Origin of the sequence: Pseudoalteromonas rubra (assembly GCF_000967655.1) — a bacterium.
GTDB classification, from domain to species: Bacteria; Pseudomonadota; Gammaproteobacteria; order Enterobacterales; family Alteromonadaceae; genus Pseudoalteromonas; species Pseudoalteromonas rubra_A.
This window is the reverse complement of sequence record NZ_JXYA01000032.1, coordinates 1-12,250: the sequence shown is the minus strand read 5'-3', so window position 1 is coordinate 12,250 and position 12,250 is coordinate 1. Positions and strand designations below refer to the sequence as shown.

The following is a 12,250-nucleotide window of genomic DNA, read 5'->3' as shown; positions in this document are numbered from 1 at the left end:
TCCGATAAGCATTCATTCAGCTTTAATTTGATGGTACCCGTATGAATTTGACTGTAAGCCAACGTATCTGGGGTGGTTTTATTATAATCACTCTGCTCCTGTTGATGATCGGAGGAAACTCGCTGCTGAGGATCGCCAATATTGATAATTCCACAAGACTGGTTAATTCGCTCTCATTGCCCGCTCTGGACAGCAGTGCTGCCTTACAGATTGAATTTACTCAAATGAGTAAACTGGCTCAGGGCAGTTACTTTACCCAGTCACCTGATGAACTTAATTCACTCAAGGCTAAATTTAACGAACGCCAGCAAGCGTTTAATAAAACCTTTTCTGAGTTAGGTGCTGTGGTTGACCAGGACCCCGGGCTGGCACAAAGTAAACGCCAGGTCGAGGCCAGCTTTAAGCAATTTTCTACTTCAGTGCAGGACTTGCTCAGCAACAAAGCCCGCGAACTGATGCTGGTAAAAACCCTTAAACAGCAACTTGAAGATACCGAAATGGCGGCCGAAGATGCCACCACTGTGGTGCTCGATATTCTCGACTTAGATGGCTTGCAGGACACGGATGGCCGCGCTTATCAGGCCGCCACCAAGCTGGAAAACCTGTTCAGCTCTGCGGTGACCACCAGCACAGATATGATGACCATCAAAGAGCGTAATACGCTGGATATTGTCACAAAAGAACAGGCCTATGTGCTCGAAGAGCTGGAACGCAATATGGCGCTAATGACAACCACGGTCACGCAGCTCGACAGCACCCTGGCAGACGACTTGCAGCAATATTATGACGACCTGCTTACCCAATTAAAAGGCGCAGATGGTATTGCCGGCAATGTCGGTCAGCTGATCGCGGCAAGACAAAAAACCCGCACCGAGCTGGACGCTGCGGAGACCACCACCAATGCGGCACTCAAACAACTTGGCGAGCTGGTTGCGCAATCTAAGCAACTGGCGTTTGATATTCAGGACGAAGTACGAGCAGATGTAACCTCAGCTAATATGTGGACCTGGGTCGGCATGATCATGGCAGCCCTGTTAGCCATTGTGATTGCGTATTTGACCGTCAGCCGCATTACTAAACCTCTGGCTGAAGTAAACCGGGTACTAAATATCGTAGCGCGCGGCGACATGACGCAAACCCTGGATGACTCGGCAAAAGATGAATTTGGCGAACTGGCACGCAGCTGTAATAGCCTCATCGCCAGCCTGCGTGAACTCATTACAGGTATCGTGTCACGCTCCACTCAGCTGGCAGCAGCCTCTGAAGAGACTTCGGCCATCACTATAGAGTCGAGCCAGGCGATTAAGAGCCAGCAGTCTCAGGTTGAACAAGCAGCGACGGCTACCACAGAAATGAGCAGCACAGCGCATGGCGTTAGCAACAGTGCGCACCAGGCATTGCAAGAGATCAAAAACGCCGATAAAGAAGCCGAGCGAGTCAAAGGCATTTCTCAGGACAACAAGCACACCATTGAGCAACTGGCTCACGAGGTGGAGGCTGTGTCTCAGGTGATCAACAAACTGCATCAGGACAGCTCAGCCATTGGCGGGATCCTGGATGTTATTCGCGGCATTGCAGAGCAAACTAACCTGCTGGCACTGAACGCAGCCATTGAGGCGGCCCGTGCTGGTGAGCAAGGCCGTGGCTTTGCGGTGGTTGCTGATGAAGTTCGCTCGCTTGCCAGCAAGACGCAAGAGTCAACTCAGGAGATCCAGGCCATGATCGAGTCGCTGCAAAGCGGCGCCGAAGAAGCCGTCAGCGCGATGTCGAAAGGCCAGCAGCAGGCTGAATCATGTGTTCACCAAAGTGATGTTGCGAATGAAGCGCTCAACTCAATCACAGATGCGGTGTCGCGTGCACACGACGTCAGTGAGGAAATTGCCAATGCCGCCAACGAGCAGCAGCAGGTTTCTCAGGAGATCAGTGAACGCCTGGAGTCCATCGTGACCATCGCCGAACAAACGGCTGAGGGCGCAAACCAGACGTCTATCTCAAGCTCTGAAGTGGCCAAGCTGGCCGAAGAGCTAAGGCAGTCGGTTGATCAGTTCCGAGTCTGATCTCAGTCGATACTGAATGTAAAAGGGCCGCTCAATAAGCGGCCCTTTTCATTACGCTGTATCTGGTCAGAAAGACTCATGCACCACCACCAGGGCACTCAGTTTGCTCGCGCCAAAGGTGGCCATTTTTTCAAAGTCCTCGCGGGCAATCGGCACCTGCTGGCAATCGATTGCTTCCTGATCCTCTTCCACATCCGGATCATTGACATATAAGCACAGAGCATCAATGCCGGTGATTAACACCCAGTGTGGTGCCTTTTTGCCGTTTAACCGGTATGTACTGATCAAGGCCAACACCGAACTGCCCTCAGACAACCACTGCTCTACCTGTTCAAGTTTAAGGCTGGTGCACTGAATTGGGATATCCCGATATTCGCACTCTTGCTTAAACTGCTCGTGTACCAGCGTCATCACCTGTTTTTTCTGCTCGTTGCGCACCCCATCAATAAACAAAGGCTGGGCCGTGTTGACCACCACTTCTGTGGCAAAGCCGCGCCTTTCTGCGGCCAGTGCCAGGCCAAAGGGGTGACACCCCCCATGCCCCGAGGTCATAAAAATGGTCGTAGCTTCACGCCAGATCTCCAGCTCCAGGCTTTGATCGCCCATGCAACCCGGATCTATGCTGGCCATCGCCATCATCAAAGACGCCGGCCCGCAGGTGAACTCTGTCGTCTGTTGATACCAGGGCGCAACCTGCAAAGTCACCTGTTCAGTGCGCTTGCGAATGCACTTTTGCATTCTCAGTGCATCATCGTGATCTTCGTAGTAGTTATGATATTCGCCAAACACCCTGTAACCCAGTTTCTTGTACAGGGCGATCGCTGCCGTGTTGCGCCTGGCCACTTCCAGCCGCATATACAGCCAACCCAATTGGGCCGCCTGGGACTCAAGTTCAGCCATTAGCTGCCTGGCAATGCCCTTGCCCTGGTGCTCCTGCGATACCGCCAGTGAGTACAAACGTGCCAGTCGTGTTCCCTGATGCAACCACAGCAGCCCATAGCCCACCAGCTCACCTGCCAGCCGGGCCGTCAGCAACAGACTGTGCTCAAACCCGATATGATGCTTAAACTGGCGGCGACTAAGCCTGTCGCTGTTAAAGCAGCGTGCTTCCAGCTCAACCAGTTCGGCTAAATCCGCTGGCTGGGCTTTTTCAACCACCATACAGGCCTGCAACATTACTTTTTACCTCTCGCTTCAAGACGGCGCAAAAATTCAGACATGATCTGCATATACAACTCATCGCCCAGGTACTTGTCTTCGACACCCTGATCAATGCTGGGGTTATCGTTCACTTCCAGCACATAGGCCTTGCCTTCATGCTCTTTAATGTCGATGCCATACAAGCCATTACCTACCACGGCCGCCGCTTTCAGTGCGGCGCCCAGCACAGCCTTAGGGACTTCAAAGGTCGGTAACGTATCAAACCCACCCGAAAAGTTACGTTTTGAGCTGTGGTTATAGATCTGCCAGTGATTACGTGCCATATGATAGCGGCACGCGTAAATGGCGCGTCCGTTCAGTACCCCAATGCGCCAGTCATAATCGGTGTACAAATACGCCTGGGCCAGCACAATGGCCGACTCGCCCAATAAGAGATTCAACCGAAATTGCAGCTCTTCTTTGGTTTTTACCTTGTACACGCCCTTAGAAAACGCACTTTCCGGCATTTTTAACACCATAGGCAGTGATAACTGTTCAACCAACTCGTCTATTACCGCTTCCGAGCACTGGCTGACAAAGCGGGTTTCCAGTGAAGGCACTTTTTTATAGTTAAACGCATCGTGCAAAAATACTTTATTGCAGCAGCGTAAAATAGAGCTGGGGTCGTCAATCACCACTAAGTCTTTTTGCTCTGCTTCCTGGGCTAGGCGATAAGTATGATGGTCAATGGCTGTGGTCTCACGGATAAACAAGCCGTCAAACTGGCTTAAGTTATACAGCTCAGCCGCCTCAACCAGATGGACTTTAATACCCAGCTTGGCCCCGGCTTTCACAAACCGACTCACAGCGTTTTTGTTACTCGGCGGCAACTGTTCCTGATGATCAACCAGCATAGCCAGATCCCAGCGATGCTTTTTGCTGCTTTTGCGCTTTTTCCACTGCATTGCATGGACCCGGCTGAGCACCTGCGTACAAAATGCCAGTTCGTCCTGTTCAATTGCTGAGAAATCGCTGCGCAATACCTGCACCTGTAACCCGTTGCCCTGAGGCTGAACATGCACAGTGAGTAACGGCGCCTGAAACTGCGCAAACAAGTGCGCAGCCAGCTTGGTATATTCCGTCTGTTGTGTTTCACCCATGCAGATCAGCAATGACAAGGACTCTGACACCGCAATACCCTGCTGCGTGCACCAGGCCTGAGACAAATACACAGTGCAGCCCTCATCACCCAGCTCATTGATCACTTTAACACTCGGCAGCGCCTGATGATTACGCGCCTCTGCCAGCAAGGAGCAATAGTAGCCCTGGCTGAGGTATCGACGGCAGTCACACAGGTTAATGACTCTGAGCTTAGATTCACCGAGTTTGGGATACTCTTGCAGGTAGGTTTCGAAAGTCACCACATTGTCATTCAGTGGCAAGATATCTGCATTTTGATCAACAACAAATAGCGTAGACAACATTTTAGTCCTTAGTATGACCCGGCCTGTTATGCTTTTAAGCTTAGTACGCCAGGCCACTTCTTATCATGGTTTTGCAACCGGTATGACGCTATTTGTATGTAAAAAGCTAACTCATAGCAAACGATCAATTTTGATGCTTAAGATGAACAATTCTTTTCTCATAGAGAAGGCGCTCCTGCCAGTGTGCTCAACGCTGCCTATAAAGTTGTATTTTAAGGGACAATCCTGCACACTAACGCCGCTTTTAATGGAGTAAAAAAGAATGAAAAAAACAACACCGTTGGCGCTCATTACCACCCTATTGCTGAGTGCCTGTTCCACCCCTCCAGCGGTGCACTCCCACCTGGCGCGCTTTGATGCGCCGGAAGTCGCGGATACACCGCTGGTCATCAACTACAAGCTGGGCACCAACAAAACCAACGTCATTCCCAAGGATACCAGTGCACCAATCCACGACGAAGAAGACTTGTACCTGGGGGCAGATATTTCACTAAGCCATGGATTTGAATTCAATTTCGAGGTCAGCCCGCAAGCGCCCACCCTTGGCTATGGCCTTAAGTATCAGCTGTCAGGAGACTCGCGCGAAAATGCAAGGCCAGGTAACGTCTCCCATGCTATCACGGTGGCATATCATGCATCAGCGAATGGCGAAGGCAACGACGGTCGGGGCAACCAGTACGCACAGAGCCTGGCCCTGTACGATATTGCCTGGATCAGCGGATACCGACTAACACCACAGTGGCTGGTATATGGCAGCCTGTTTTACCAACATGGTAACCTGGATATTAGCTATAACCCGGAACACCATCACAGTCGCTGCCAGCCAACCTGCCTCACCGGTACCTTATATGAACAAACCAGCAGCAATTACGGACTAAGCCTGAGTACAGAATATCAGCCATTTCAATACGTTTTTGTCACCCTAGAAGGCACCTACCTGCATGCAGACTGGTATAACCGGGATAAAAGCGAGCTGGCACTTAACGCCGCCCTTACCGTACAGTTTACGCCGGAAGAAGTATTAAGAGGCATTTTTTAAGGACACAAAAAAGCCGTTCAGGCTTCCCTGAACGGCTTTTTCAATGCATGCGTTCGAGTACCGAGGACCCCATAAGAGTGACTTGCCAAATTTCGTAATACAGAGAGTACGTTAGCGAAAATTCGCCACCCCGCAGACTTAATCGGCTGAACATAGCCGGAACGTTCATATAGGTCTTAGAACTTTTATGACTTAGTATGCTGTAACTCGATCCGCCTCATGACAAAATAAACAGAAATAAACCCCGCTATTTGAAAGGGGAGCTGATATCTTTGGTCACTATAAGCACCGTCAATAAAGTCAAATAACATAACTTGGCCACTAAAAGAGTCAAATAAGAAAACCATCATAAGCATCAAAAAGGTAGATGTGATAATGCGGTTTACCTTGAGCCTAAATAGCCAAAAAGCTAACCCATACTTAAAGATATAAGTGCCAAAAACGAGTAGATTAAAAGCAAACCAAAAAACAGCAGCCCCTAGCACATGAAAAATACCATTAAAAAAATCAGTTATCGGCCACCTAGCTAAAGCAAGAAAAAAGAAGCTCATGAAATCTATTAATGCCAGATACATAATATTTTCCAAGTGCTTCATTATCTATACTCTTAATTTACCCTAGTCGTATTTACCATTCCCACCAGAGTGTGGCTCAACCTAATTACGAACTTCACCACGAACTCCAAGAAACTGATTTTTTATAAATAGAATCATTTATAATAGCATCTGTGACTTCGATGGGTGCGAGCAAAGATAACTTATACCCTGATTTAAATTGATAAGTTACCCTTTCTAAACCTTCGGTCTTATTAACACCTGGTTTTTTTAAATACACTCATCCATATTTTTTGTAACGAGCTTTTGCTCTTTAACAACAAGTGTCATATTGAGCTCGTTCCCGATAGTCCTTCATAACCAGGGTTTCGTTTCCAGCTAACAAAAATTCATTCGCCCGGTTTGGGTAGGTGCCCCCAAAAGACCCAGCCATTTCAGTACGTCTTTGCCACCCACGAAGGCACCTACCTCCATGGGGGCTAGCACAATCAGGATAAAAGTGAGGTGACCCTAATTTTTCTAACCAAAAGTACTATCATGCTAAGCGGATTTACCCTGGATTCTTGCCAGCTTGCCCAATCGAACAGTTACGATTTTACTTTATTGTGATGCTTGAAATAGCACATTTATTTCGGCCTGTACCATTTTTATTTACATGGTACACAACCTCGAATACTTCACTGTTAGTGGCCTTCGCTGTGAGCAAAAGCGACAGCATTCGATCCCCTTCATGGTGCTTTGGCTCACCGCCCATGGCCTCTGCCCAAGTCGGTTGTAAATACCCACCTTTGTCTTCAGCACAACCGGTTAAAGTTGCTTTTTTAAAGGTCACATAAGTCGCACCAGTTCCGGTACTAATTTGTTCAACAAGTTGATATCTTGAGACTCTAGGTGCTTCAAAAGAGACGCTTCCCAGCGCGAAACATGAGAAAAAGAGCGTACAAGTTGATAGTTGTTTTATGATCTTCACTAAATTATCCTTATAAAAATATAAAAACCTAATGGTGAGTCAGAGCCTAAATAACTCTGTTGCAGTATTTAATTGCTTAAAATACCACCAGCAGCTCTAGTCCAAAACGCGCCGCAGCCGTGATGCCATATATATAGCAAGCTACCACTGCTTTTGGTGCATGTGACTAAAGGTGAGTCTGGTTAGTAATTTTAATTGTACCTATATTAACACAATGTTTCTATATAGATGCTTCTGTATTGTATTCTGGGTAACTCCCGGTTGGAGTGGCTGGGTAAACAGTCACCGTACTTTTTAAACCGCTTTTATCCAGGACACAAAAAAGCCGTTCAGGCTTCCCTGAACGGCTTTTTCAATACTCGTGTTCTAGCTTAGTTGAACAGAGCGCTCGCCTTGGCGACCACATTCTCAACCGTAAAGCCGAAGTGCTTGAACAGCTCAGCAGCAGGCGCTGACTCACCAAAGGTGCTCATGCCAACAACCGCGCCATTCAGGCCAACGTACTTGTACCAGTAGTCTTCGATACCTGCTTCAATTGCAACACGACGTGTTACCGCAGCTGGTAATACTGACTCTTTGTACTCAGCAGATTGTGCATCGAAGACATCGGTAGATGGCATAGACACAACACGCACGCGCTTGCCGCTGTCACGCAGCTGCGCCGCAGCTTCCACTGCCAGTTGCACTTCTGAACCGGTTGCAATCAGGATAAGCTCCGGCTCACCGTCACAGCTCAGTACGTAACCACCTTGCTTAATGGCTGCTAGCTGCTCGTCGCTGCGCGCCTGTTGCTCAAGTCCCTGACGGGTAAATACCAGTGACGTAGGGCCGTCTTTACGCTCAATAGCCTGCTGCCACGCAACCGCTGATTCAACCTGGTCGCACGGGCGCCAGTTAACCAGATTTGGGGTCATACGCATACTTGCCAGCTGCTCTACCGGCTGGTGCGTTGGGCCATCTTCACCCAGACCAATTGAATCGTGGGTGTAAACAAAGATGCTAGGCTGCTTCATCAGTGCTGCCATACGTACTGCGTTACGAGCGTATTCCATAAACATCAGGAAGGTTGCGCCGTAAGGAATAAAGCCTTTATGCAAAGCAATACCATTCATAATGGCCGACATACCAAACTCACGTACACCGTAGAAGATGTAGTTGCCTGAGGCATCATCTGCTGTCAGGCCTTTAGAACCATCCCACAGTGTCAGGTTAGAACCCGCCAAGTCCGCAGAGCCACCCATGAATTCTGGTAACAGAGGACCGAATGCATTCAGTGCATTTTGTGACGCTTTACGGGTTGCCGGGTTAGCCGGGTTGGCCTGTAGCTGGGCAATGTACTCAGCGCTTTTTTGCGCCCAGTCAGCAGGCAGCTCGCCTTTAGTACGACGCTCAAATTCTGCTGCCAGCTCAGGGTAATGCATCTGGTACTCAGTAAATTTAACCAGCCATTCGCTCTGAATTTGCTGACCATGTGCAGAGGCATCCCATTTTGCGTAAACAGACTCAGGGATTTCAAACGCGCCATGCTCCCAGCCCAGGAATTCGCGTGCTGCTTTGATCTCATCATCACCCAGTGGTGCACCGTGACAATCGTGGCTGCCCGACTTATTTGGTGAGCCGTAACCAATTACCGTTTTACAACAAATAAGCGTTGGCTTGTCTGATTCTGCGCGAGCCGCTTCGATAGCCGCTTTGATAGCCTCGCTGTCATGGCCATCCACATCTGCAATCACGTGCCAGCCATAGGCTTCAAAACGCTTAGGTGTGTCGTCACTGAACCAGCCTTCAACTTCACCGTCGATAGAAATGCCGTTGTCATCCCAAAACGCGATCAGCTTGCCCAGGCCCAGTGTGCCAGCCAGTGAACAGGCTTCGTGAGAAATACCTTCCATCAAACAGCCATCGCCCAGGAACGCATAGGTGTAGTGGTTAACAATGTCGTACTCGTCACGGTTAAACTGTGCTGCCAGTGCTTTTTCGGCAATCGCCATGCCTACGGCATTGGTGATCCCCTGCCCCAGTGGACCTGTGGTTGTTTCGATACCCGGTGCATAGCCATATTCTGGGTGACCAGGTGTTTTAGAGTGCATTTGGCGGAAGTTTTTCAGTTCATCAATAGACAGATCATAGCCAGACAAATGCAACAGAGAATAAATGAGCATGGAACCATGACCATTAGATAGTACAAAGCGGTCACGATCGGCCCAATCTGGATTATTTGGGTTATGCTTTAAATAATCGCGCCACAATACCTCTGCGATATCGGCCATACCCATAGGGGCACCCGGGTGACCGGATTTGGCCTTTTGAACTGCGTCCATGGACAGAACGCGTATGGCATTTGCAAGTTCTTTGCGAGATGGCATGAAGTCTCCTACTTTTTTTGTCATTTGAGTGGCAAATCTGTACCTAATATACCCGTGTGGCGACGCGGTCACGTTTGCCTTAGTTGGTGGCAATTCAATGCATGACACGCCGAAATGCAGGTAACTCGATTAGAAAATTGGTCCCCATTCTTACCTATTAGGGTAACCACTGCAATTAAAAATCAATGAAATCTTGGTGTCGTTGGGGACTTTTTTACTGCGTTTTTCGCAAAGGTTGAAATTTGGACGTCTAGGCGTAAAAAAGCTATGCAGCCGGGTGTGTTTTCGATACTATACCGTTCTGTTTTTTTCGCGCTATTCCTGTAGTTTGTGAAGCGCAATATTTGTGAGCATAAATACAATGGCAAAACATTTATTTACTTCTGAATCTGTTTCTGAGGGTCATCCGGATAAAATCGCCGATCAGATCTCTGATGCGGTACTAGATGCTATCCTTGAGCAAGATCCAAAAGCACGTGTTGCGTGTGAAACTTACGTAAAAACCGGTATGGTCATGGTCGGCGGTGAAATCACCACCAGCGCATGGGTTGATATCGAAGAATTAACGCGTAAAACCGTACGTGAAATCGGCTACACCCATTCAGACATGGGCTTTGACGCTGACTCGTGTGCAATCCTGAACACCATAGGTAAGCAGTCTCCTGATATCAATCAGGGTGTTGACCGTACTCGTCCTGAAGAACAAGGTGCGGGTGACCAGGGTCTGATGTTTGGTTACGCCTGTAACGAAACTGACGTGTTAATGCCTGCACCAATTACTTATTCACACCGTCTGGTTCAACGTCAGGCACAAGTACGTAAAGACGGTACTTTGCCTTGGTTACGTCCGGATGCAAAATCTCAGGTAACTTTTGCATATGAGAATGGCAAAGCGGTTGGTATCGATGCCGTTGTTCTGTCAACTCAGCACTGTGACTCTGTTTCTCAGGATGACCTGGTTGAAGCTGTGATGGAAACCATCATCAAGCCGGTACTACCTGCTGAGCTTATTACTGAAGCCACTAAATTCTTCATCAACCCAACTGGTCGTTTCGTTATCGGTGGTCCAATGGGTGACTGTGGTCTGACAGGTCGTAAAATCATCGTAGATACCTACGGTGGTATGGCACGTCACGGTGGTGGTGCATTCTCTGGTAAAGATCCATCAAAAGTTGACCGTTCAGCGGCTTATGCTGCGCGTTATGTTGCTAAGAACATCGTCGCTGCAGGTCTGGCTGACAAATGTGAGATCCAGGTATCTTACGCGATTGGTGTTGCTGAACCGACGTCTATCAGTGTTGAAACCTTCGGCACCGGTAAACTGGAAGAAGCGCGTCTGATTGACTTGATCCGTGAGCACTTCGACCTGCGTCCTTACGGCCTGATCACTATGCTTGATCTTGAACGTCCTATCTATCAGCCTACTGCGGCATACGGTCACTTTGGTCGTAACGATTTCCCGTGGGAAGCAACGGACAAAGCAGAAGCGCTTAAAGCTGCTGCTGGCCTGTAATTGTATAGGTAGATTTACAGAAAAGGCGCCTTACGGCGCCTTTTTTTGTTAAAACCAGAATAATTAGTTACCGGAAATCAGAAACTCTTCAATATCCTCTTTGATATCCACATATTCGTCATCGTGAATATTCAAAACAATCATTATTTTATCCTTAAAAGCATGCCAGTCTGCACAATTTCGAAAGTACTTGCCCTCAAAAGCCAGATTTTCGGCCAACTTGAGAATAGCAAACGCCTGTTGCTCACTCTCGTCATGCGCTTCGTCCAGATACAGCGGGTCGTGGTGACGCAGTATGATCTGACACATGGGCTTGGGAATATTCCAGGAGCTGGCCAGATAGTACCCGACCACCGCGTGGTTAGTCGGATATAGCTGCTCCTCGTAACATGCCAGTGTGTATTCAGGACGTTGAATGGCGCGGGTCATCACTTCTTTGTAGTTGTCGTAGCGCATCGCCATGGCGGGTATACCCGCATCATGAAACAAACCGAGCAGCTGCAAGTTTTCAACCGGCACATTGGCGCGCACTCGCTTTCCGATCAGCATAGCTATTTGAGAGATATCAATGGCATTGTCCCAAAACCGCTCCAACGAAATACAGCACAAGCTTTGATCAAATGCTTCCTTAAGCAAATAGCCTGTCACTATCTGAGTGATACTATTGAGCCCCAGAAACATCACCGCCTGTTTAATGTCCGACACGGTTCTGGACATCCCATAGGCCGGTGAGTTAATGACTTTTAAGACGGCGGCAGACGTGGCGACGTCCTGCGAAATAATATTGGCAACGCGATTAAGCTCGGGCTCATCACTGTTGAGTTCGTTCTGTATGTGTTCCAGAATTTCAGGCTTGGCGGGCAGGTTAAACCCGGAGCGCAGCTCCGCTAATGTTTTTTCATCGATATTGAGCATAACAGCAAACACGTCAGGCTAGTTTGGTTTTAGTGTAGACGATATATACCAATTTCACTTAATACCTGTTCAATTTGACGGAGCAAATATGGCGCTAACGGCGTTAAAAATTTCTCATTTAGACCCTATACCTTAGACAGTGGCCCGCAAATTTTGCTTGGTTATCGACCCTATTTTCTCGCCTCAAGATAGAACACTTAATTAAGCAAATT

Annotated in this window: 9 protein-coding genes; 3 read left to right on the top strand and 6 right to left on the bottom strand. The window is 48.4% G+C overall.

Features of this window, described 5'->3' with window-relative positions:
• Positions 1 to 41 precede the first annotated feature (41 nt).
• Positions 42 to 2,057 carry a methyl-accepting chemotaxis protein gene (locus TW77_RS14360; RefSeq protein ID WP_046005678.1) on the top strand — a complete coding sequence of 672 codons (2,016 nt, stop codon included), beginning with the start codon at positions 42 to 44 and terminating at the stop codon, positions 2,055 to 2,057.
• 66 nt (positions 2,058 to 2,123) lie between these two features.
• Here the strand turns inward: TW77_RS14360 and TW77_RS14355 are convergent, their stop codons facing one another.
• Together TW77_RS14355 and TW77_RS14350 are read right to left on the bottom strand one after the other, a co-directional pair.
• Positions 2,124 to 3,233, bottom strand: coding sequence for a GNAT family N-acetyltransferase/peptidase C39 family protein (locus tag TW77_RS14355; protein ID WP_046005677.1), 1,110 nt, complete (start codon positions 3,231 to 3,233; stop codon positions 2,124 to 2,126).
• Positions 3,233 to 4,681: a RimK family protein gene (locus tag TW77_RS14350; RefSeq protein ID WP_046005676.1), complete on the bottom strand. Its 1,449-nt coding sequence runs from the start codon at positions 4,679 to 4,681 to the stop codon at positions 3,233 to 3,235. Before TW77_RS14350 ends, TW77_RS14355 begins: the two co-directional genes overlap by 1 nt.
• Positions 4,682 to 4,943: 262 nt before the next feature.
• On the opposite strand from TW77_RS14350, the gene TW77_RS14345 reads away from it, so the two are divergent.
• Positions 4,944 to 5,720, top strand: coding sequence for a hypothetical protein (locus tag TW77_RS14345; protein WP_046005675.1), 777 nt, complete (start codon positions 4,944 to 4,946; stop codon positions 5,718 to 5,720).
• A 185-nt stretch (positions 5,721 to 5,905) separates the two neighbouring features.
• Here TW77_RS14345 and TW77_RS14340 read toward each other — a convergent pair whose 3' ends face one another.
• The 3 genes from TW77_RS14340 to tkt form a co-directional block, all read right to left on the bottom strand.
• Complete coding sequence (locus TW77_RS14340) at positions 5,906 to 6,316, bottom strand: hypothetical protein (RefSeq protein WP_046005674.1); 411 nt, start codon at positions 6,314 to 6,316, stop codon at positions 5,906 to 5,908.
• Positions 6,317 to 6,869: 553 nt separating this feature from the next.
• Positions 6,870 to 7,244, bottom strand: coding sequence for a hypothetical protein (locus TW77_RS14335; protein WP_046005673.1), 375 nt, complete (start codon positions 7,242 to 7,244; stop codon positions 6,870 to 6,872).
• A 371-nt stretch (positions 7,245 to 7,615) separates the two neighbouring features.
• Positions 7,616 to 9,610 carry a transketolase gene (gene tkt / locus TW77_RS14330; protein WP_046005672.1) on the bottom strand — a complete coding sequence of 665 codons (1,995 nt, stop codon included), beginning with the start codon at positions 9,608 to 9,610 and terminating at the stop codon, positions 7,616 to 7,618.
• 361 nt (positions 9,611 to 9,971) lie between these two features.
• Here tkt and metK point away from each other — a divergent pair, with 361 nt between their 5' ends.
• Entirely contained in the window at positions 9,972 to 11,123 is a 1,152-nt protein-coding gene (gene metK / locus TW77_RS14325; RefSeq protein ID WP_046005671.1) for a methionine adenosyltransferase, read from the top strand.
• A 63-nt stretch (positions 11,124 to 11,186) separates the two neighbouring features.
• On the opposite strand, the gene TW77_RS14320 is transcribed toward metK, so the two are convergent.
• The gene (locus tag TW77_RS14320) at positions 11,187 to 12,038 is read right to left on the bottom strand and encodes an HDOD domain-containing protein (protein ID WP_046005749.1); all 852 of its coding nucleotides are present in this window, start codon (positions 12,036 to 12,038) and stop codon (positions 11,187 to 11,189) included.
• Positions 12,039 to 12,250: the final 212 nt, after the last annotated feature.